The sequence below is a fragment of the Paenibacillus sp. FSL H3-0469 genome (assembly GCF_038051945.1).
In the GTDB taxonomy this organism is placed as follows: domain Bacteria; phylum Bacillota; class Bacilli; order Paenibacillales; family Paenibacillaceae; genus Paenibacillus_AQ.
The window spans coordinates 2,028,350-2,050,114 of the sequence record NZ_CP150302.1 but is presented as its reverse complement, the minus strand read 5'-3'; the positions used below and the strand labels follow the sequence as shown (position 1 = coordinate 2,050,114).

Sequence of the window (21,765 nt, the reverse complement as noted above, 5' to 3'; positions counted from 1 at the left end):
TAAAGCTATTGCTTTCATTGTTATATCCATTCCTTTCTTTTTGAAGAAGTAGTCACAAGTTGTTTAGGCAACACTTGTTTGATATGATAGTAGTACGATATTCCCATGAATACAACCAGCAGATATTCACGAAACGTATGTTAAGCAACAGATTATGAAATTTGATGCCTTAGCTTAGAAAGGGACTTGGCTATGTTAAATCAGGATGACAAATGAAGAGCTCCTGAATCTGGGCCGAGGCGCAGCAGCGACGGGTCTATCTGTGAAGCAACCCGCCAATAGTCCAAACGCACAAGCAGCGACTTCCGTTACCGGAGAGTCGCTGCTTGTGTCTTATCGGTTCTGCAACGAAGGCGGCTGCTTTGTCCAGGAGCGCTCGTTGTTCAGCACATATATTCCCAGCGCCTGCTCGAAGGACAGGCCGTGATTATAGAATGCCAGCATCTTCGCGGCGAAGCGCACACTCTTATCTGCGCTGGGCGACTGCAGCAGCTCTGTTGCCAGCGTATGGAAATTCTTCGGCTGGGCTTCCGCAGCACCGACGGCATCCAGCAGCCCCTTGTGGCTTGGAAAAAGCATGCGGTTATAAGCCAGGATCATTCTTCCGCTGAAGAAGACCAGATTGCTGGCAGTATGGGCGAGCAGGTAGGCGTCGTCCTTCCGGGCCGCCTCTTTGGCGAAATACAGCCCGAATAGATAGATCTGGGCGCAAAAGTCCTGCAAATTGCGCTCGCGGTTCTCCTCAGGATAGACGGGAATCCGGGCCACCAGCTCATCCAGCTCCGGGATTCTGGAGAAGAGCACCTCTGCACCAGTAAAAGCATACCTTGTCGGCTCATTGGCCTGCCGGGCTGCAAGCTCCAGAAACCGGCGGTTAATTACCTTGATATCGACGTATCCGCCTTCATAGGTGCTGACTTCGCGGTCCACATAGGAGAGCCTGTCGTTCCGCTCATATTCCTTATAGGCTTCATCGGTGAAGACCAGATGGACATCCACATCCGAGGTCTCGCTGGCGGTTCCCTTGGCTACTGATCCGCTGGTAATTGCCGCCAGACAAGAAGGGTCTTGCTCCAGCTTCTCCGCCAGCTTTTCCAGTGTCTGTCTGTGGTGCGCGTACATATTGCGTTCAGCCTCCTTGAATGAATTCTGCTGCGTTAAGCGTATCAATAGGACAGCTTGCCAGCTATGGTCAATTCAGACATTCAGGCTCCCGCCTGCTCTGTCTTCCCCTGAGTCGCCGTCTGCTCTGCGGCACCGCTGCGGATGAGGCTTCTCCGTCCGGCGAGGGTGACCGCCAGAATAGCTGCACCGGAGACGAGCAGAATGAGTGAGCCGGGAAGCCGGTCGAGAAGGACGCCATAGAGCAGCATTCCGAGCGGAGCGATGGAACCGGCGATGCCCTCTACCAGACCGAATACGCGTCCGCGGTACTCTTCCTCGGTAGTCTGCTGCAGATAGACTTGAACCGGAATGTTAATGACCATAATCATGACGCCGATAAGGATCAGCAGCGGCAGGAAGAGAAGGAAGGTGGCATTCGGGGTGAAATCAAGCAGCAGCGGCACTGCCAGCGCGAGGAATAACACTCCCAGTGCGCTTAAGCCTCCGAGGATCGGCTTCACTGGACTCTTGCTCTGGGGAAGTACAGCAAGCAGCAGCGACATCAGAAGTACGCCTGCCGCCAGCATTGCTTCGAGGACTCCATATTGCTTCGAGGAGAGTCCGAGTGTCTGTACTGCAACATAGGGCAGCACAACATTCAGGGCGACGACGAAGAAATTAATCCAGAACACAATACCCATCAGGGAGCGGAGGACCGGACGGCGGATCACATAAGCGAAGCCTTCCTTCAGATTCGTGCGGAACCCGTTAACAGCAGTGCCCAGACGTTCGCGGAGCGGCTGGGGGTCTGCGGCTTCGGCAGATTCAAGGGCAACTTGAAGAGGTGAAATCGGTTTGTATCTCAGCATGCAGCCCATCACGGTCGAAACGGTGAAGCCAGCCGCGTTCAGCAGCATGAAATCCTGAAGGGGAAGGAAGGCATACAGAAGACCGGCGAGAATCGGAGCCAGCAGGTGACCAGCCGATCCGGCAATCTGATTGAGTGATCCGGCCCGCTGGACGGAGCCGCTGTCTACAAGCATCATCATCGAGGAGGAGACTGAGATACTATAGAAGGTAGAGCAGATAGATAATAGAATGAGCGACAGATAGATAGTCCATAGGAACAATCCCTCCAGCGAGACGAACAGAAAGGCTAGGGACATAATCAGGGCACTGGCCAGGTCCGAGCCGATCAGCAGCCTGCGGCGGTTAACTCTGTCGGCGAGCACACCGGCGAAGGGGGACAGCAGGATTCCGGGCAGCAGCCCGCAGAGCAGTGTAACAGCGAAACTGCTCCCTGAGCCAGTCTCGTTCAGAATGTACAGCCCAGCTACGAAGGTATACATACTGGAGCCGAGAACAGAGATCAGCTTGCTGCCGAAGAAGAGGAATATGTTACGGTTAGTCGCTGCCTTATCATGGGTTGCGGATGTTATTTGAGACATAATAGCACTCCCTTTGATCGAAAGTTAAATTTAATTAAACTTATTGTATGAGTAAAAGTTAAGGAATGCAATAAAAAGTTTAATTTAATTTAACTTTATCGTATTTTCAGCTTTCTCTTAGGGTATAGGTAAGCTATACTGAAAAGAAAAGCTACCCGGAAAGTTGGCAAGCAGATGACCACCAAACAAACTATTGGAGAGAAAGTCAAGCAATTGCGCAAGTCTAAGGGACTTACGCAGACGGACCTCGCCGGAGACCATATGACCAAGAGCATGCTGAGCCAAATCGAGAATGGACGCGCCTTGCCCTCGATGAACAGCTTGCAAGTTCTGGCCGGCAGGCTGGGAGTTGATCCGGGCTATTTCCTCGAAGGCGAGGAGGAGGCTGAGCTGGCTCCGCTTGTCCGGGAGATGGAGGCCGAGTTTAAGGCGAAGAATTATAGGGAGGTCATCCAGCGGCTCCAGCCGCTCACGGAGCATACGCTTCCGATGACGATTGATGCTGCACGCCTGCTGGAGTTCTATGTAAGCTCCCTTTTCTATACAGGTGCCGGAGGCGGGGAAGCGGAGCTGGAGCGTGCAGCGCTAATCTATGAGCGCTTCGGCTTATTTGTGGAACGGGCGAAGGTGCAGTATATTTCCTATGCCCTGAATTTCGCACAGAGCAGATATGCCGAAGGGCTGGAGCTGATCCGCCGGGTCCGCAGGGAGTACGAAGCTAACAAGGTGGGGAATGATTTTATCTTTGAAATCGATCTTCATTATGCCGAGAGCATTAGCTTGTCTGCCTTGGGGGATTATGCGGGAAGCCGTGAAGCTGCATCGGCGGCGCTTCAGGTGTCGCGGGAAGAGGGAATCTACTATATGACGGATCATCTGTACCGGGTGCTCGGGATTCTGGCGCTGACCGAAGGAGAGGCTTTGGCGGCAGAGGAGGCCTTGAAGAAGGCCAGAGTATTCGCAGAATTCACCGAATCTCAGGATTCACTGAAGCTGGTGGTGATCGGAGAGATCAGACTTGCGGTAGCTAAAGGAGAATACAGCAAGGTTCTTGCACTGGCGGAGCAGTATCCGCTGGAGGACGAACAGTACGCGCCCAGCGTTCAGCTCATGTCTGGCATCGCCTGGTATCATCTTGGCCAGGACGATGAAGCGCTGATCTGCCTGTCCAAGGCTGAGCCGGGTAATCAGGTCTACCACCCGCTTGACCGCGGCAACCTGTTGACAGCTTATGCTTACCGGGCACAGATCTATATGCGCCGGGGCATGAAGGAGGAGGCGCTGCGGCTGGCCGGGTTCGCCTATGATCAGGTGAAGGAATACCCGCCTTCCATATACACCGAAATGATCAACAAAACTTACCGCGAGCTGCATAACTAATAGAGCATCAGAGCTAAACAAGTGAATTTATTCAATAAATAAAGTAATGTATGAAGTTGCGTTTGAACCGAGCCAGTCGGTGATAGTTGTATTCCGTACATCTAAAAACAGTGAAAAGGAAGGCATTCCTCTCCTAACTGTATTCCATACAACTAAATCTGCTAGAATGGGCGAAAATCCAGGTATAGGGGCATTTTAATTGCACGAACTACATCTAAATGGAGATTTGGTGGCACACCGGACGATTTAGTTGTACAAATTACAATTAAGCCTACCCCTCGCACCCTAATCGGCACGGTACCTCCTCAGCAAGCCATTAGTTAAAGTAATATTCACGCATTTAGATCCGATGAGCTACTAACTACCCTTATTACGCAGCAAACAACACCCGTGCTATTCCGCACGGGTGCCCTTCTGCAATGAAATATAGGTTGAACTACAAACTTTAGTAAATAGGAGGGAGCGGCGGAGGAGATTTTGGAACTGTAGGAGCGTTAGCGTCCGCCTGAAAGCTTTCCGCAGGAAAGCTAGCTTCGGAAGCATCAGCAGTCTCCGGATTTCTACCACAACCAGCGGTCTAAATCAGGAAATCTGGAGACAACAGCGGCCGGAAGTCCAAAAGCTCCGCAGTGGCGACTACTCTATTACTAAGATTTTTCCATCAAGGTTTATGGAATCTTATTTGCTAGTCCACAGCTCCACACGGTCCTGCACATACTTGGTATAGCCAGCTTCCATTTTCTTAACACCTGCTTTTTCCAGATCGGCCATGTAATCATCCCAGATTTTATCGAATTCAGCCGGTTTGGCCAGAATGGCCTGCGGGATGCGCTTCCAGGTAATATCCTTCATTTTATTGCCCAGAATGGAAACTTCGTCCTCACCGGGAATCGAAATGTTCCAGGCTGCGCCGTAGGCTTTTTCCTTGAATTCTTCTTCTTTCGGGAACAGGTCCTTCCAGGTCGTAGCTTTGTAAGCCGCCAGCGTCTCCTTCTCTACATCGCTATAGCCAAGCACGAGCTGCTCAGGGAAGTTTTTGGTGTAATAGTTGCCGGTGGAATCCTTGGCTCCGTCGCCGTAGTGAACCATCATATTCCAGTAGAAGCCAATGCCGGTTTCCTTAGTGAAGGCGGTATTGTCATTGTTGATGCGGTCCTGGACTTCCTGCGGAACGACGCGTTTGCCGTTCTCTACTTTATAGTGCTTGCCTTCGATTCCCCAGTTATTCAGGATTTGGCCTTCATCGGAGGCCAGATAATCCAGGAACTTGATGGTGCGGACCGGATCAGGGTTAGTGGTGGAGATGGAGATCCCGTAGCCGCCCATGAAGCCGGTAGGCCAGAAGCTGGTTTCCTTGTATTCATCAGTTAAAGTGACCGGATAGTGTCCGTACGTCTGATCGAATTTGCCAGCGGCTTTGAGCGCCTGCTGCGCGTCATTGTAGTCCCAGTCTTGGTCAATCAGGCCGAGTACACGTCCAGTCGCCACTTTGGCTTTATACTGGTCGTATTTCTGCACGAAGCTCTCCTTGTCAAGCAGGCCGATATCGTTCATGTGGTTCAGCCAGCGGAAATATTCCTTCTCCTCCGGACGGCGGAAGTGGTAGATCGCTTCGTGAGTCTCCTGATCGATGTAATATTCACCGTCATCGGAGCCGCCGGTAGTGGCTACCGCAGGGTTGGTAACGGAAATATACATATGCCAGTCGTCTGCGTTCAGCGAGACGCCGATATTCTTGTTGCCGTTCTCATCGGTAGGGTGCTTATCCAGGTACGCCTTAATAACGTTCTCATAATCCTTGACGGTCTTAATCTCCGGATATCCGGCTTCCTTCAGGACCCGGTGCTGCAGCTCGAAGCCGCCGCCCGCTACGAATTTCTTCTCATCCACCGCTGCCCAGGTCGGGATCGCGTAGATCGATTGGTCTTCGTTCGTATACTTGGCCCGGGCGAGATTATCGCCGAGTACGCGCTTAATGTTAGGAGCATGCTTATCGATCAGATCGGTGAGATCAAGGACTGCACCGGCATCCACCAGCTTACCGATGTCGCCTTTAGCCGAGATAATGTCGGGGTATTCCCCGCCGGCGGCAATGAGGGCAATCTTCTGCTGCGGATCACCGACAGCGAATTCGGCATCGAGAGTCACGCCGGTCTTTTGCGTAATGACGGTGCTGACCTCATCCTTCATATTGTTCCAGTTCGGATTGGGGTCTTCCGCGAAGAAGGATAGTGTCAGGGGACTTAAGTCCTCAGCCGCCGCTGTAGCTTCAGCCGTTGCCGTGGCGTTGCCGCTGTTCGTCGCCTTGGCCCCGGTATTCTCAGCCGTATTCTTGTTGCCGTTATTATTGCCTCCGCCGCAGCCTGCCAGCACACTGAGCAGCAAGGTCAGCACCATCAGCGCCACAACCGGTTTCGCTGTCTTTCTTGTCATGAATAGAAACCCTCCCTTTGTCTGGTAGAATCATATTGTATTCACAGGCGTCAGCCTGAAGATACCAGTAAGCAGCTTAGCTTTTAACCGAACCCAGCGTCATGCCCTTGACGAAATAGCGCTGGAGGAACGGATAGACAATCAGAATGGGAACGGTGACGACAATGGTGATTGCCATTTTGACCGATTCCGGGGAGATTTGGGCCATGACCTCAGTCATATTGCGCCCGCGGAAATTATCCGCGTTGGTCGTGGTGCTCTGGATGACCTTCATCAGCTCGAATTGCAGCGTGGTCAGCGAGTCCTTCGAGCCGTTATACAGATAGGTGTCAATCCATGCATTCCACTGGCCGACGGCCAGGAACAGGGCGATGGTTGCCAGCGCAGGCTTGGTCAGCGGCAGAATAACACGCCAGTAGATGGTGAAGTCATTGGCTCCGTCTAGCTTGGCGGATTCCTGCAGGGCGTAAGGCAGACCGTCGATGAAGGAGCGGATCACGAACACATTGAAAGCGCTCACCAGACCGGGTAGGACATACACGCCGAAGGTGCCCATCATATGCAGATCCTTGATCAGAATATAAAAGGGGATCAGACCTCCCGATACATACATCGTCAGTGCCAGGAAGGTGGAGACGAACTTGCGGGCCTGGAAGTCCACCCGGCTTAAGGTGAAGGCCAGCATGGAGGCACTGACCAGTCCGAGCAGGGTCCCGATAATCGTCCGCAGCACCGAAATTTTGAACCCGGTAATCAGGCCGGAGAAGGCGAAGATCGTCTCATAATTCTTGAAGGTGAACACCCGGGGGTAGATCGTAATCCCGCCCTTGATGCTGTCCGTCGAGTCATTGAAGGAGATCGCCAGCACGTTCAGAAAAGGGTACAGCGTAGCTACAGTAACGACCGTAATCGCCAGATAGACAACCAAATCGAAGATGCGGTCCGACCAGGAGGCCGCAGCCAGTTTTTTAATCATGAGCAGGGCCTCCTATATGATGCTTTCCTTGGTTATTTTTTTGAAGATGCCGTTGGCGGTAAAGAGCAGAATCACACTCACCACGGAGTTGAAAATATTAATCGCCGTCCCGAAGGAGAACCGTCCCATTCCCAGCCCGTAATTCAGCGCATACAGGTCAAGAGTCTGCGAGTAGTCACGCACCAGATTGTTGCCGAGCAGGAACTGCTTCTCGAACCCGATGCTGATCAGATGGCCGATGGACATAATCAGCAGGATCACGATGGTACCCCGGATGCCCGGAAAAGTGATATGACGTACCTGCTGGAGCCGGCTGGCTCCGTCCACCCTGGCTGCCTCGTACAGCTCCGGCCCGATGCCCGAGATGGCGGCTAGATAGATAATGGTGTTCCAGCCTGTCTCCTTCCACACATCCGATGCGGTGACAATGCCCCAGAACAGATTGCCTTTGGCCATGAACTGGATCGGTTCACTGATGATATGCAGGCCCATTAGCAGGTCATTGACTGCGCCGTTGTCTGTGGAGAGCATCTTGGTAATGATCCCGGCAGCAACCACCCAGGACACAAAGTGCGGCAGATACGACACCGTCTGAACGAAGCGCTTCAGCACCTGCAGCCGTACCTCGTTCAGCAGAATAGCGAAGATAATCGGAATGATAAAGCCTGCCAGCAGTCCCATGATACTCATGGCCAGCGTATTGCGCAGGGCGTTGAAGAATTGCTCATCCTGGAACAGCTCCCGGAAGTACTGGAGGCCGACCCATTTTTGCTCGAAAAAGGATTTGCCCGGCTTATACTTCTGGAAAGCCATCATCCACCCCCATAACGGAAGATAGCTGAAGACAAAGGCCCAGAGGACAAAAGGAACAGCCATCATATAGAGGTATTTCTGCTGCCGGAATTTCCCCCAGAAGCTGGAGGAGGATTTCTTCGGCTCCGGCTTCATCGCGGTGGTAATCGCTTTCATTTATGTCCCTCCTTCGATATAGCTTTATCATAATCTGCCGTCAGGCCGGGAAACACCCGAAGATTTAAGTGTAAAAACAGGGGGAAATCAGTCCTTTTCGTAAGCGCTTTCTGAAAAAGCATTCTCCGGCTCCTTTCTCCGGTAAGCGGAGGGAGAGATGCCTGCGATTTTTTTGAACTTCTCACGGAAATAATCGACATCGCTGAAGCCGACGCTGCTGGCTGCCTCATGGATTTTGCAGCCCTGGTCCAGCAGCTCCTTGGCCTTCTCAATGCGGATCGTATCCAGATAAGTGTTGAAGGAGCAGCCCATAGTGTTCTTGAACAGCTTGCCAAGATAGGCACTGCTATAGGTGAACACGTCGGCCAGCGTCTCCAGCTTCAGATTCTCGTCATAGTGCCGGTGAATCAGATCGACCATCCGCTTCATGAGGACATCCGTATCGTCGCGGATAATCCCGCCAGCGTATTCCTCCAGCAGACCTGTGATATAGCGCTGGAGCTGAGGGAGGGAGGTATGCCTGTAGATCTGCTGAATCTGCTCCTCCATCCGGCTCTGCGCAGTGCTAAGCTCCTTATAATGAACGGAGAGCTTCCCGGACATGGAGGTGACGGCCCGGACATAGTAGGATTTCACCGCCATCTCGGATAATCCCGCAGCAGCCATGAGGTCTCCTGCTTCCTGGATCAGGGCAGAGATTACGCTCAGATTGCCGGTATCCAGGGCGAAATACAGGCGGTCCATCACGGGAGCGAGCCTGTTCTCCGTATCCTGGGGGTTCGCAGGCAGCCCATGCTTCAGCTTAAGGGAATCGGGGCCGATCATCCCCGGCTCATCATAGAAGAAGTGATCCTTCATCCGCGCCAGCGCCGACTGATGAGAGACCGGCAGCTCCCTCAGACTGTCCACCATATCCCCGGCGGTGATGATGCACTCCAGTCCCTCTGCGGCAGCAGCTTCACGTATCTGTTGGGCCATACGTTTACTCACCAGCTCCTTCTGGTAAGAGGGTTGCAGCAGCACTCCGAGATAAGAATCGAGCGCGAAAACGATGCCCCAGCGGTTATCCTCGAAGCTGGACGTCAGCCGGGACTTAACGCTGCTGGAAGGTCCGTTGTCCGCATGATCCTGCAGCAGGAGCCGGATCAGCACGATCTGGTAGGAATCCCAGAGCAGTCCAGCTTCCAGTGCCGACTCCATCAGCGCCGGGGCGGGATGCAGACTGCTCTCCATCAGCAGGGACTGAACCAGCATCTCCCGGCTCCAGACTTTTACAGCCTCATTATTCTTGCGGTGCGTCGTCCGCGCATTCAGTACGGCGGCCAGGCCGGTAAGATACAGCTGCAATTCCTCCTCATCGACCGGCTTAAGCAGGTAGTTATCGATATTGTAAGACATCGCACGCTTGGCATAACTGAAGTCAGCGTAGCCGCTCAATATAAGAATATGCAGCTCCTCGTGATCCTCCCGCAGCTCGCCGATCAGCTCCAGTCCGTCCTTCCCGGGCATACGGATATCCACGATCATCAGATCCGGGGAATACAGCTTCGCCTTATGCCGGGCTTCAACTGCATTGGCAGCTGTATCTACCACCCGGTAGCCGAGGCTCTCCCAATCCAGCAGCGTGGCAAGTCCTTCGCGGATAGACAATTCATCATCAACAATCAACACACTATACATAGGAATCACTCCTTAAAGGGATGGCGAAGCTGATCTGTGTGCCGTATCCGCTCTGGCTGGCCAGAACCAGGCCGCATTCCGGGCCATAGGTCAGCTTCAGCCGCAGATGGATGTTACGCATTCCGATACTGTGGGTCTCATAGTCATCGTTGTTGTCCAGCATCTGCCGCAGCTCTGCGAGCCGGGCCGGCGAGATTCCGGTTCCGTTATCGGAGACCTGAACCGTAAGGCTGCCCTCCTCCACCCGGATATCCACCCGGACCATTCCGCCGTCCATCCGGTCCTCCAGGCCGTGAATGACACAATTCTCCACCAGCGGCTGAATAATAAGCGGCGGAATCCTTAGGGTATTCGCTGCCGGATCTACATACAGCTCGTAGGCTAGCCGGTCATTGTAGCGGAATTTCTGGATAACCAGGTAGCAGTTCACGGTCTCCAGCTCACTTTGCAGGGTGATTCTGCCTCCGCCGACCTCCAGGTTCTTGCGCATCATCTTGCCCAGCAGCCGGACAACCTGCGCAATATCGGTCTGGCCGCGGGTATGGGCCTTCATCCGGATCGACTCCAGGGCATTGAACAGGAAATGGGGATTGATCTGGCTGGCCATCATTTTGAATTTGATCTCATTCTGCTTCAGCAGGATGGCATTCTTCTGTAGGTTGGACTCCTGCACCTCGCTCATCAGGTCGTTGACATTGCGGACCATGTGGTTGAACTGGCGGGCCAGCTGGCCGATCTCATCTTTGCCGTCAATCACAAGACGGGCTTCCAGATTCCCGGAAGCGACCTTGGAGATATGCTTGCTGAGATGCAGCATGCGCCCGGTGAGCAGGCGGGAGAAGTAGTAGATTAGGATGATTGCAAGAATTAGGGAGGAGATAATGACGGAAGTAGCCAGGGAAATAATCCGGTTGGGCTCACTCACAATACTTTCTACAGAGAAAATAGAGATGATCCGCAGACTGTTCAGGCTGCCCTCGGGATGCCAGTCGTCGATCAGCATTTTGAAGGACTGCCCGTCAATCGTGATGTCCGCAGGCCCATGCCCGGCAAGGGTGGACAGCGGCTCCAGGTTGATTTCGTGCAGCGACTTGCCGAGAGTACCCGCCCGGTTGGAGGCGACAATATTATCGTTCTCATCGACGATAAAGGTCTCGAAGGTCTCCTGCTTCAGGATGCTGCTGAGCTGATCCGAATTGACATTCACGACCAGCACGCCGGTTGTGCGCTGCTTGAGGAAGTCGACCTTGCGGATCAGGCTGAGATAATACTGGCCGTTCCGGCTGTCAGGAATGTAACTCCAGAACGCCAGTCCCTTCTGGGCGAGGGCGAGCTGGTACCACGGCTCCCGGGTAACCGCTTCGTCAGCCTGGAGGAATTCCCAGTTGTTAAGCACTGTCGGGTTATCGATATACAGCCGGATGCTGGAGACCTCTTTGTACAGACGGACGAAATCCCGGAAGTCGGGATAATCCCAGTAGGCCTGCACCACATCATAGACCGATTCGTACCGGTGATTCGCGGCCTCCTCCAGCCGGCTGTCATTGGACAAACGGTAGACGATATCCACCGGAACGTTCAGCATCTCGCTGGTCCGCTTTTTCACACGGTCGACATTCGCCGTAATCTGCTTCAGCGCATTATTCATCGCCATATTCCGCAATTCACTGGTCAGGAACACCCCCACAATAAGCACCGGAATCAGGACAACACTGCCGAAGGAGAGGAAGAGCTTGGTCCTGAGCTTCAGGTTGTTCATGAAGGTGATGATACGGGTATACACGAATGAAATCCCCTCCGTTAGCACATTTGTAATAACGCTTACAATAGAGTATAGCGCGAAAATGTCAGCCAATATATGTCATGAAAATATTTTTTTGATAAACTTTACGGCTCCGAATTCCGATGATAAAGGAATGTTTACATCAATATTGGATAAATATTGAATCGTTATGGGGAAATATCAAAATCAACTTAGCAGATTGAATAATGTATGCTGTTTTTCGCATACATTCAGGCCGGATTGCCTTGATGCTAGCAAATGTATGTTGTTTTCCGCATACATTTGGCCCGAGCGCCTGTGCGCTAGCAAATGTATGCTGTTTTTGGCATACATTCGGGCCGATTGCCTGTGCGTTAGCAAATGTATGCTGTTTTTCGCATACATTCGGGCCAGATTGCCTTGGTGCTAGCAAATGTATGCTGTTATTGGCATACATTCGGCCTGAGCGCCTGTTGCTGAGATTTAGAACTCCGTATTTTTACAAGGGTTGTAAATCTATGATTCAGTGAATTTGTATAACATAACTTACAATTAAGTAGTTTGTATGGCGGGAGGGTGAAGATGGCATCAACAAAGCTAGTATTTAACGAGGATGAAGTCAGGCGCCTGCAAAGGAAGATCAGCGAGGTGAGCCAGGACACCAACCGGATGTACCTTCAACTGAAGGGCCAGTCCAGTGGCTGGGGCGGTATTCCCATGGGTGATCATATGGTCAAGGCGCAGGTTCTGATCAATGAATTAACCGTAGAAGCGGAGAAATTAGAGGATATCATCCGGGTTGCCTTGAGAGGCGTAGCAGAGCTACAGGAAGAGAATAAGCGGCAGGCAGACAAGCTGACGGGGCAATTTAATCTTTTGCTCGCTGCTTTCGGAAGCTTGGGACTGCAATCAGCCGCTGGACGAGTCTCTATCCCTGAATTTGTGCAGCGAAGTGCGACGAATCTCATCACTTCGATTGCCGCTCTACCCAGAAAAGATGAACTCAGCAGAGACCCGTTGGTGCAGCAACTCAGGAATGTCATTCAAACCTCCGGCCTGTTGACCGTAGAAAGTATCGCTGCACAAAGTAAGCTGAACGATATCTTCGCGGCGCGCAATGAGATCGCCAAGGCTCAGATGGCCTTCAAGGTGTATCAGGCGTTCGGAAACCAGGCCCAGATGGAGGCTATTCATGCGAAGGCCGAAGAGGCCGGCAGAAGCTGGCTTCTCTAGGCGTAGCCAAGATCTACTATGAATCCGGTAAGGATCTAAGCGCCCATTATAAGCAACCAGCGGTTACCGCCTGTGAGTATGATCCGTCAATTACGGCGGAGAAGGTCCCCTTACTACATAACGAAGAATATTTACTGCTCCTGCGGCTGGCAATGGAGAAGACCGCCGCAGGAGTGTATGCGCGGAGTCAGCTTGCAGCGAAGCGGCAGGAGATTCAGCTTGCAGCGGCTGCCCGGCAGGCGCTGGAACAGATTGAAGCACAGCGGCGGTTGAACGGGCCGCCGCTCACGCTGCCGGACGGTACGCCAATTACCGCATACAACAAGGAAAATGAGACCACCTGGGACTTTTATCAGGCCAAAGTCTATGTGCCGAATGAATATCTCACCCCGATGTACACCAGTTATCTGGGGTGGCTGGAGGAGACATACGGGCTACGAAATGGGAGAGCAAGGTTCGCCAGTCGGGGGATGTGGTACTGGCTTTTACCGAAGGATTGGTGAAAGAGGTCGTCATGGGTGTAGCGGATACGGCAACCTTTGCCTTCAAGCTAGTTGTGGACCCGGTCAAAACCACCACAGAAATGAAGCAGCAAGCGCAATATCTGATTGACCACCCGGAAGTGCTGGTGGAAGCGGCCAAGATGGCGTATCATCAGTTTGACGAAGGCACCCCGGAAGAAAAGGCGAGAATGCTGGGCTCGGTCGCCGCCATCCTCGTCCCCGGATTCCAGGTCACCAAAGCAGGTAAAGTTGGGAAAGTGCTAGGCGAGGTAGAAGACGTCGTCAGCCAAGCGGCGAAGGATGCCCTGCAAGGGATTAAGCAGAGGCTCCCGAATCTGGGCCCGGTGGTACAGACGCCGGAAGGGTTTGTGTTCAAGATAGGAGAGATCCCCGATACTCCAGCCTTGCCGAAGACGCCGGTGCAGCAGCGGTATATGGATGGGTTGGAGGGTGGAACTGGGAAGGTTAAACTGACCGAGCCTTCTTTGCCGGCAGGCAGAAAACCTAAAGGGAATTACGGAGAAGGAGATTCTCATGGAATAAAGAAACAAAATGATACAGACAATTTCTTGGCTGATAGTGGCTATGACATTAAGATGTTAGATGAAATCGAGGGTGGAAATGGTCATGGTATTAAGGAAGGATCGAATCCAGATTTTCTAATTGAAGGTAAGGTGTTCGATTGCTATGCACCAAAACCAGAAGGACAGGTGAAAACTCTAATTAATGAAATAGCAAAAAAGACAAAGGAACAGTCTGCAAGAATTGTTTTGAACTTAGACAACTTTCCGAATGAAAAAGTTACCGAGATTATCAATACATTATTAAGGAAGGCAAATCCGAATGGAGATTTAAAAAGACTAGAAGAATTAATTCTAGTGAAGGATGGAAAGATTATAAGAGTATTTGGAGGTTAGAAGTGAAATGGATTGTACTTTATTCTTAGTCTCAAATTTGGATCAGGAAATACTGAAAAAAACAATTTATGACATTATGTGCAGTGGAGTTGGAGATAAAGTAACTAGTTACGATAATTTTTCTACTCTTAGCTGTAAATACTTCACTCTTTTTATTGAAACAGAGGATATTATTGGTGTTGATGATGTAAGAGAAGAGTATCGTTTGGGAATAAATGCTGAAATCAGGATTCAATTATTTGGAAAATCATTCGAGGAAGGATTAGATATTTTATTTCGAATCTTCGGAAATATTTTGATGGCCTTTAACCCTGATATGGTGTTTGTGGAAAATGGTACAGATCAATTATTTAGGAAAGAGAATGATAATTTAATCATAAATACAAATTTGGATCAATACCAGAAAAAGTATCTTACAACCGAGTTAATTAACCATCTTAGAACTCCATATTTTTTTAAGGAATTGTAGATCTATGAATTTGTGAACATAACTTACAGTTAAGTAGGGTGTAGGGCGGGAAGGGGGAAGATGGCATCAATAAAGCTAGTATTTAACTAAGATGAAGTCAGGCGCCTGCTATCGAAGATCGGCCAAGTGAGTCAGGACACCAATACAAGCTCCCTGTATATGACGGAATGAGCACGGCTAACGGTGGAAAAGGAAATTTCACTGATCAATGGGAAGAATACAAAAATCCTAAAACTATTTATGATTCTAAAGTTTATTCTGAAGTTTATGGGCTTTAAAGTCAATTGTTGTTCCATATGCAGGTATTTATGAAGGTCGCGATATGGGAGTACTATTTCAATGTACGTGGGATGTGGAAAATGGAAGGGAATCTTAATAGGAAGTTTGATTTGCATAAAAAGTGGGTTGAGACAATAGGTAAAGAAGGCGAAATGTTAAAGTTAGATGAAGTGGACTTAAGGAGTATTGATTTATCCGATATATTGCTTGAACAAGCATATTTGATTGATTGTACTTTTGATGATCTCAGACTGGAAAATATTGATTTTCACACATCATTATTAGCCTCGTCAACATTTAAAAATGCATATTTAGATAAATGTGATTTTTATAAATCAGATCTTAGATATACGGATTTTACCAACTGCGTCATTAAAAACAGTAGATTTAGTAAAGGTGATTGTTGGGAAGCAATATTTAGAAATGCATATTTACTAGATTGTAATTTGATTAATGTATCGTTTTACTTAACGGATTTTAGTTGGGCAAGACTAGAAAATATAGATATAAGTGTAGCGACATTTGAAGAAACATTATTAAGCGGAGTGACTTTGGAAAATATTAAAGGTATAGAAGAAGCTCATATTAAAAGTATTAATATCGGTACGTTGGAGAAGCCGATTTTGTTGAAATCAGATGAAGCAAAGAAATGGATGTTAGAAAAATGTGCCAGTCACATATGAAGTTTTACTAACCTAAATATCCCTATTCCGTTACATCAAACAGGTCATTATGGTCAGATGCTACCATGATTGACCTGTTTTTTAGCTACATGCACACTACTCTATCTACTAAGAATTGAACTTCAGTTGTGCCTTTGTTAGATCAAATAAAAGACATCCGGAAATTCATCTTCAGATTAGATGGAGATACTGCTTGTCAGGTTATAAACTTAATTGCGGTCTATGTACATTGAAGTTATATATGTAAATAGTATTGAAGATTTCTCGGAATTTCCATTTGAAAAGCTTAGGATCTCTTATAAAGAAGCCGAACTCATGTGAATTATTGTTTATGTGATTTTGCAAAATCCCCACAAGTCAACCACGGCCATTCAGCCATAGTTGGATTTTTTTGTCCCCTTCCTGATCTTAAAAAGCCCAACCTCATTCCCTCCCTATACGCAATATACCTAAAATCCTGCAACCCTGACTGAACTTTAAAGCCTTATGATGAGGTAACTAATGAAATATAATAATGATATTAGAACAGTTGGAGGAAAAGAGGGCAGGAGATGGCCAGCATCAGGAGCTCGGCAGGGAAGTGGAAAAGGTGGTTTGCTGATTTATCCATTCATATGAAGTTGATCGGGGCGTATATCGTCATTATTCTGGTCCCGGTCATTGTGATCTCCAACTATTTGTTTGCTGGTTTCTATCAGGATGCCGTCAATGACATTATTAAGGAGAACCGCTATCAGCTCAAGAACGAGAGACAAGAGATCATGAGCAAGATTGAAGTAATGGAAAAGTCATTCTTTATGCTCATTTCAGACAGGAGTCTGGGGGAGTATGTGACCGCTGAAGTGGAGCCCGGAGTGAATGAGATTAAGCAATTTCAGGACTATTCGTTAAATTACTTACAGAGCGTGTTGTTTAATAATCCCAATATTGCGAGTGTCCGTTTCTTCGTCAACAATCCGCGGGTCAGTGAGCTATGGCCGATTATTTATCAGGAAGAACGGATTAAAGACAGCCCCATGTACACGAAATTGATGAATCAGAAGGATAATGCCTTATGGGAGATCCAGCCAGAGGATTCTATATTCGAGAATAGCAGTACAATGGTGGACGAACGGTCAAGCTCCATGGTCGCCTTGGCGGTCAGACTTAACCTGCCCAACCAGCAACATATTGGCATTGTCAAAGTTGAAATGCGGATTGAGGATCTTTTTGACAAGGCGTATAACAACAGCGGGGAACGCGATTCAAGGTTCTTCATTATAGATCAGCAAAGCAAATTGTACACCAACAGTATGGAGCCGCTCCCAGGTTTGAATCAAGCTCAAATCTTGAAGGCTGCCGTTAAGGTTAAGCAGGAAGGTGAGGCATCCTTGCAATTTTCAGCAGGGGGTGAAGATTTCCTGTATCTCCTTGAACCCATCGACCGCTTACATGTGGATCTGGTTAACGTCATCTCTCTGCACGGCACCTATTCTACATTCGTCAGCACCAGAAATAAGGTCATTCTGCTCATCATCCTGCTGTTGGTTGTACTTGCGGTCGTCACTTACTGGATTCAATCTATTGTTCTGAAAAAGCTGCATGTCTTACGGGAGTCGATGCACAAGGTCCGCAACGGTGACTTCCATGTAGAGATCGATGTGCAGGGTGGTGATGAGATCGGTGAGCTGGCTCGCCACTTCAGGGAGATGCTAGGCACCATTAATGGCTTGATTGCGGAAGCTGTACAGCGCAGCGCTGCCACTAAAGAAGCGGAGCTTCAGGCCTTGCGTAATCAGATCGATGCTCATTTCCTGTACAACACGCTGGAGAATTTGAAGATGCTCGCTGAGGTTGAAGGCCAATACACTGTATCGGATGCACTCACTTCTCTTGGCAGCATTATGCGTTACAATCTCAGATGGACTGGCGATACCGTGCAGCTGGCAGACGAGTTGAAGCATATTCAGCATTACATATCGATCATGAACATCCGTTACGATGAGAAGCTTAAGGTTCAGATTCATGCAGAAGACAGATTCCATGCTCATGAATTATTGAAAATGTCGCTGCAGCCCATCGTTGAGAATGCGGTGAAGCACGGGATGTATTCCTCTCTGATGAGGGGAGGCGGGCTGATAATCAATGTGCATGCGTATGCGGATGATCATTTCTTTTACATAGACGTAACTGACAACGGGATCGGAATTCCAGTGGATGGCCTACAGCAGTTGAATCACAAGTTGATTATGAGTGACGAAGAATTCAATCAATTAACACAAGAGACTGCCGAGTATAGCACAGGACATAACGGGATCGGCTTGCGTAATGTAAATCAGCGCATCCGGCTGCATTATGGGGAGGATTATGGAATTTGCGTAGAGAGCAGGCAGAGAAGTTATACCACAGTGAGGGTTAAGCTGCCTTTGTTGACACCGGTTAGAGGAGGAATGCAGAGCCTATGAGACAGCTGCTGATTGTAGATGATGAGAAGAATATCCGGTGCGGGCTCCGGGCCATGATTGAGCGGGAGGTTGCTGGGCGCTATGATATCCACTTGGCTTGTGACGCCTTTGAGGCTCTGGACATGATCGCGTCAATGAAAATAGAAATTCTGATTACGGACATTCGTATGCCCGAGCTGGATGGCATTGGCTTAATTAAGAAGCTTCAGGAGCTCAGTCCCAGACCGGCGATTGTAATTGTGAGCGGGTACGATGATTTCTCGTATGCCAGAGCTGCTATCCGCTATGAAGTGAATGAGTATCTGCTCAAGCCGGTCATTCGTGAGGAATTAGCTGAAGTGCTGGAGCGGATTGAAGAGGAGCTTAACGTTTCTGCAAGCAATCTTCACCTCGGTATGGAAGAGCGTCATACGGCCTGTGAGCAAGCGGAGGTTACAGTGGAAGATTCATTTCTGCCACCTGCTTCAGGTATCATACCCGTACAGAAAGAGAACGAGGGAATAGAACGTGCCCTGCAATACATCCACGACAATTATTCGAATAACATCAATATGATGATGGTTTCAAGCAAAGTGTCTTTTAACTACTCCTATTTCAGCCAAGCTTTCCGGGACTACACCGGAGAGAATTTTGTAAGCTATCTGAAGCGGCTGCGGATCAATAAGGCGAAGGAGCTGCTGCGGGATACGGAGGATAGAATCTATGAAATAGCCGGTAGGTCAGGCTTCGGGAACACCAAGAATTTTAATAGAGTATTCAGAGAAAGCGAAGGCGTAAGCCCGCTGGAGTACCGGAATCAGCAAAAGCTGTTAACTACACTCTTGGAGCAATGATCCGTATCACCCCTAATCCGTTGGTCACTTGCACAATGCATTTCGTCCGTTCATCAATATTCTTTTCCTCCCCTGAGACCTTATAATGAGAGCGTGTTCAACAAGTTGTTAGGGGGAACTTTGAAATGGAAGGATTAATCATTGGTTGGTATGGAGCGCTCGCAGGACTGGCAATTGCCATTATTCTGATTCTTAGAAAATTAAATCCGGTCTACGCTCTGTTCCTGGGTGCCATTGTAGGGGCGCTGATCGGCGGAGCCAATCTCGAACAGACTGTTAGTGTTCTTGTAAGCGGTACACAAAGTGTAATGGGCACGGTGCTGCGGGTGCTGGCCGCCGGTGTGCTGGCTGGTGTGATGATGGAGTCGGGTGCGGCAGAAGCCATAGCCCAGGCTATTGTCCGAAAGTTCGGCGGAAGCAAGGCCATTCTGGCCCTCGCGCTCGCCACGATGGTCATTACGGCAATGGGCGTATTCATCCCGGTAGCGGTGCTGATTGTGGCTCCAATTGCTTTATCTGTAGGCAACAAAATGGAAATCTCGAAGCTGGCGCTGCTGCTGGCCTTGTCGGGCGGGGGGAAGGCCGGTAATATTATCTCACCGAATCCGAATACGATTGCTGCTGCGCGCGGCTTTGATCTTGATCTTAGCAATGTCATGCTGGCAGGTGTAATCCCGGCAATCTGCGGATTAATTGTAACCGTTATCTTAGCAACTTTGCTGAAGAAAAAAGGTGTCATGGTTACCCCGGCGGAAGCTGCGAACGGGACGGACAATGCGAATACGGCCGCTTACCCGCCGCTCAGCAGAGCTATTGTGGCTCCGCTTGTGGCCATCGTTCTGCTCATGATTAATCCAATCGGCTCCATCTCCGGGATCGAAGCGTTGACCAAGCTTAAGGTGGATGCGCTATACATTCTGCCGCTGGCGGGGATTATCGGGATGCTGGCGATGGGACAAGGCAACAAGGTGCTGCAATATACATCTTCCGGCCTTAGCAAAATGACCGCAACCGTCCTGATTCTAATCGGGGCAGGCGGCATCGCCGGTCTGATCTCCGCTTCCGATCTGTCCGCCCAGGTGGTGCATCTGATTGAGCTGTCCGGGATTTCCGGGACGTTCCTGGCACCGATCTCCGGGATACTGATGGCTGCGGCTACCGCATCAACATCCACAGGTGTTATTGTCGCTACCGGCTCCTTCGGGCAGGCCATCCTGAATATGGGCACGGCTCCCCTGGCTGCGGCTGTGATGGTTCATACCGGAGCTACAGTCATCGACTCGCTGCCGCAGGGCACTTACTTCCATGTGACGGCGGACAGCATGAAAATGTCGATCAAGCAGCGTATGGGGCTCATCCCGTATGAGGCCATAGTGGGCGGCACGATGACGATTGTGGCTACGCTGGTTTACGGATTTTTACTCTAAGATCAATAATATAGATGAGGTGTGGAAATGAGAGAGAGAACCTTTGTGCTGGCGCCGGATTCCTTCAAGGAGAGCATGACCGCGAAAGAAGTATGTACAGCGATGGAGACCGGGCTCCGCAAGATATACCCAGAAGCAACCTATATCCATGTTCCGATGGCTGACGGCGGGGAGGGAACCGTACAGTCCCTTGTCGATGCTTCCGGCGGAGAGATTCATTATTTAGAAGTTACAGGCCCGCTGGGACAGCCGGTGATGGCGCAATTCGGCATTCTAGGTGACGGCCGGACAGCGGCCATCGAGATGGCTTCGGCCAGCGGCATTCAACTGGTGGACAAAGCTGAGCGCAATCCGCTGATCACCACAACTTACGGGACGGGCGAGCTGATTCTGGAATGTTTGAACCGGGGTATCCGCAAAATCATCATCGGCATCGGCGGAAGTGCCACCAATGACGGCGGGGCCGGAATGGCCGAAGCGCTCGGCGCCCGATTCCTGGATGAAGCGGGGGATTTACTTCCGCGCGGCGGCGGCAGCCTGGGACGGCTGGTTAGTGTAGATGTTAGCGGGCTTGATGCGAGACTGCAGCAGGTTCAGCTCATCGTTGCCTGCGATGTGACCAATCCGCTCTGCGGGGAGCAGGGGGCTTCAGCCGTATTCGGTCCGCAAAAAGGGGCCACCCCCGATATGGTGCAGCAGCTTGATGCCAACCTGGCCCATTATGCGGCGGTTGTGAAGCAGCAGCTTCACAAGGATGTACGCGACCTTCCCGGAGCCGGAGCAGCGGGGGGACTGGGCGCGGGTCTGATGATCTTCACACAGGCCACGCTGCAGAAGGGAATCGAGATTGTGATTGAATACACAGGGCTTCAGCAGAAGCTGGAGCACGCGGACTTCGTCTTCACGGGTGAAGGCGGGATTGACTTCCAGACCAAGTTCGGCAAAACGCCGTACGGCGTAGCCCGCACCGCCAAGGCCAGCGGCAAAAAAGTCATCGCCCTGGCCGGTTACATCGGCGAGGGAATCGAGACGCTCTACGCCGAAGGAATCGATGCCGTCTTCGGCATCGTTCCCGGCGCTTCGAGCCTGGAGAAGCTGCTGGCTGACGGCCCCGCCAATGTCGAGCGGACCTGTGAGAACATCGCCAGGCTGCTGAAGCTGGCTGAATAGCTATCTGCCATAGAGATAGCCCCGGGGATACGGTTCCCCGGGGCTATTTTTGTAT

Annotated in this window: 17 protein-coding genes and 1 pseudogene; 11 read left to right on the top strand and 7 right to left on the bottom strand. The window is 50.4% G+C overall.

Features of this window, described 5'->3' with window-relative positions; all coding sequences use genetic code 11:
* Positions 1–333 precede the first annotated feature (333 nt).
* Complete coding sequence (locus tag NSS83_RS09120; protein ID WP_341184737.1) at positions 334–1,122, bottom strand: nucleotidyltransferase domain-containing protein; 789 nt, start codon at positions 1,120–1,122, stop codon at positions 334–336.
* Positions 1,123–1,205: 83 nt separating this feature from the next.
* Positions 1,206–2,552 (bottom strand): MFS transporter, encoded by a 1,347-nt coding sequence (locus tag NSS83_RS09115; protein ID WP_341184738.1) that lies wholly within the window; start codon positions 2,550–2,552, stop codon positions 1,206–1,208.
* A gap of 174 nt (positions 2,553–2,726) precedes the next feature.
* On the opposite strand from NSS83_RS09115, the gene NSS83_RS09110 reads away from it, so the two are divergent.
* Complete coding sequence (locus tag NSS83_RS09110) at positions 2,727–3,932, top strand: helix-turn-helix transcriptional regulator (protein ID WP_341184739.1); 1,206 nt, start codon at positions 2,727–2,729, stop codon at positions 3,930–3,932.
* Positions 3,933–4,610: 678 nt separating this feature from the next.
* Here NSS83_RS09110 and NSS83_RS09105 read toward each other — a convergent pair.
* The 5 genes from NSS83_RS09105 to NSS83_RS09085 form a co-directional block, all read right to left on the bottom strand.
* On the bottom strand, positions 4,611–6,365 hold the full coding sequence (locus NSS83_RS09105; protein ID WP_341348072.1) for an ABC transporter substrate-binding protein: 1,755 nt from the start codon (positions 6,363–6,365) through the stop codon (positions 4,611–4,613).
* 76 nt (positions 6,366–6,441) lie between these two features.
* Positions 6,442–7,341, bottom strand: coding sequence for a carbohydrate ABC transporter permease (locus tag NSS83_RS09100; RefSeq protein ID WP_051478569.1), 900 nt, complete (start codon positions 7,339–7,341; stop codon positions 6,442–6,444).
* Between the two features lie 12 nt (positions 7,342–7,353).
* Positions 7,354–8,310 carry an ABC transporter permease subunit gene (locus tag NSS83_RS09095; RefSeq protein ID WP_076081235.1) on the bottom strand — a complete coding sequence of 319 codons (957 nt, stop codon included), beginning with the start codon at positions 8,308–8,310 and terminating at the stop codon, positions 7,354–7,356.
* A gap of 87 nt (positions 8,311–8,397) precedes the next feature.
* Entirely contained in the window at positions 8,398–9,990 is a 1,593-nt protein-coding gene (locus NSS83_RS09090) for a response regulator transcription factor (RefSeq protein ID WP_341348071.1), read from the bottom strand.
* A complete protein-coding gene (locus NSS83_RS09085) occupies positions 9,983–11,773 on the bottom strand; it encodes a sensor histidine kinase (protein WP_341184742.1) in 1,791 nt (596 codons plus the stop codon). Before NSS83_RS09085 ends, NSS83_RS09090 begins: the two co-directional genes overlap by 8 nt.
* A 561-nt stretch (positions 11,774–12,334) precedes the next feature.
* On the opposite strand from NSS83_RS09085, the gene NSS83_RS09080 reads away from it, so the two are divergent.
* From NSS83_RS09080 to NSS83_RS09035, 10 genes and pseudogenes are all read left to right on the top strand, one after another.
* Positions 12,335–12,985, top strand: coding sequence for a hypothetical protein (locus NSS83_RS09080; protein ID WP_341348070.1), 651 nt, complete (start codon positions 12,335–12,337; stop codon positions 12,983–12,985).
* Positions 12,986–13,137: 152 nt separating this feature from the next.
* Positions 13,138–13,488 carry a hypothetical protein gene (locus tag NSS83_RS09075; protein WP_341184744.1) on the top strand — a complete coding sequence of 117 codons (351 nt, stop codon included), beginning with the start codon at positions 13,138–13,140 and terminating at the stop codon, positions 13,486–13,488.
* Positions 13,489–13,499: 11 nt separating this feature from the next.
* The gene (locus tag NSS83_RS09070) at positions 13,500–14,405 is read left to right on the top strand and encodes a hypothetical protein (RefSeq protein WP_341348069.1); all 906 of its coding nucleotides are present in this window, start codon (positions 13,500–13,502) and stop codon (positions 14,403–14,405) included.
* Between the two features lie 7 nt (positions 14,406–14,412).
* Positions 14,413–14,874 (top strand): hypothetical protein, encoded by a 462-nt coding sequence (locus NSS83_RS09065; RefSeq protein WP_341184746.1) that lies wholly within the window; start codon positions 14,413–14,415, stop codon positions 14,872–14,874.
* Between the two features lie 274 nt (positions 14,875–15,148).
* Positions 15,149–15,250 (top strand): annotated as a pseudogene (locus tag NSS83_RS09060) (DUF2004 domain-containing protein); the annotation flags it as partial.
* A complete protein-coding gene (locus NSS83_RS09055) occupies positions 15,234–15,836 on the top strand; it encodes a pentapeptide repeat-containing protein (protein WP_341348068.1) in 603 nt (200 codons plus the stop codon). The pseudogene NSS83_RS09060 and the gene NSS83_RS09055, both read left to right, overlap by 17 nt.
* 551 nt (positions 15,837–16,387) lie before the next feature.
* Positions 16,388–18,280: a histidine kinase gene (locus NSS83_RS09050; RefSeq protein ID WP_341348067.1), complete on the top strand. Its 1,893-nt coding sequence runs from the start codon at positions 16,388–16,390 to the stop codon at positions 18,278–18,280.
* The gene (locus tag NSS83_RS09045; RefSeq protein WP_341348066.1) at positions 18,277–19,113 is read left to right on the top strand and encodes a response regulator; all 837 of its coding nucleotides are present in this window, start codon (positions 18,277–18,279) and stop codon (positions 19,111–19,113) included. The genes NSS83_RS09050 and NSS83_RS09045 overlap by 4 nt, the downstream gene beginning before the upstream one ends.
* Before the next feature lie 125 nt (positions 19,114–19,238).
* Entirely contained in the window at positions 19,239–20,540 is a 1,302-nt protein-coding gene (locus NSS83_RS09040) for an SLC13 family permease (protein ID WP_341184750.1), read from the top strand.
* Positions 20,541–20,567: 27 nt separating this feature from the next.
* Positions 20,568–21,710: a glycerate kinase gene (locus NSS83_RS09035; protein WP_341348065.1), complete on the top strand. Its 1,143-nt coding sequence runs from the start codon at positions 20,568–20,570 to the stop codon at positions 21,708–21,710.
* Positions 21,711–21,765 lie beyond the last annotated feature (55 nt).

Excerpts from the sequence above, each read along its gene's own strand:
- NSS83_RS09120 (WP_341184737.1), bottom strand. The coding sequence starts at position 1,122 with ATGTACGCGCACCACAGACAGACACTGGAAAAGCTGGCGGAGAAGCTG.
- NSS83_RS09115 (WP_341184738.1), bottom strand. The coding sequence starts at position 2,552 with ATGTCTCAAATAACATCCGCAACCCATGATAAGGCAGCGACTAACCGT.
- NSS83_RS09110 (WP_341184739.1), top strand. The coding sequence starts at position 2,727 with ATGACCACCAAACAAACTATTGGAGAGAAAGTCAAGCAATTGCGCAAG.
- NSS83_RS09105 (WP_341348072.1), bottom strand. The coding sequence starts at position 6,365 with ATGACAAGAAAGACAGCGAAACCGGTTGTGGCGCTGATGGTGCTGACC.
- NSS83_RS09100 (WP_051478569.1), bottom strand. The coding sequence starts at position 7,341 with ATGATTAAAAAACTGGCTGCGGCCTCCTGGTCGGACCGCATCTTCGAT.
- NSS83_RS09095 (WP_076081235.1), bottom strand. The coding sequence starts at position 8,310 with ATGAAAGCGATTACCACCGCGATGAAGCCGGAGCCGAAGAAATCCTCC.
- NSS83_RS09090 (WP_341348071.1), bottom strand. The coding sequence starts at position 9,990 with ATGTATAGTGTGTTGATTGTTGATGATGAATTGTCTATCCGCGAAGGA.
- NSS83_RS09080 (WP_341348070.1), top strand. The coding sequence starts at position 12,335 with ATGGCATCAACAAAGCTAGTATTTAACGAGGATGAAGTCAGGCGCCTG.
- NSS83_RS09075 (WP_341184744.1), top strand. The coding sequence starts at position 13,138 with ATGGAGAAGACCGCCGCAGGAGTGTATGCGCGGAGTCAGCTTGCAGCG.
- NSS83_RS09070 (WP_341348069.1), top strand. The coding sequence starts at position 13,500 with ATGGGTGTAGCGGATACGGCAACCTTTGCCTTCAAGCTAGTTGTGGAC.
- NSS83_RS09065 (WP_341184746.1), top strand. The coding sequence starts at position 14,413 with ATGGATTGTACTTTATTCTTAGTCTCAAATTTGGATCAGGAAATACTG.
- NSS83_RS09055 (WP_341348068.1), top strand. The coding sequence starts at position 15,234 with ATGGAAGGGAATCTTAATAGGAAGTTTGATTTGCATAAAAAGTGGGTT.
- NSS83_RS09050 (WP_341348067.1), top strand. The coding sequence starts at position 16,388 with ATGGCCAGCATCAGGAGCTCGGCAGGGAAGTGGAAAAGGTGGTTTGCT.
- NSS83_RS09045 (WP_341348066.1), top strand. The coding sequence starts at position 18,277 with ATGAGACAGCTGCTGATTGTAGATGATGAGAAGAATATCCGGTGCGGG.
- NSS83_RS09040 (WP_341184750.1), top strand. The coding sequence starts at position 19,239 with ATGGAAGGATTAATCATTGGTTGGTATGGAGCGCTCGCAGGACTGGCA.
- NSS83_RS09035 (WP_341348065.1), top strand. The coding sequence starts at position 20,568 with ATGAGAGAGAGAACCTTTGTGCTGGCGCCGGATTCCTTCAAGGAGAGC.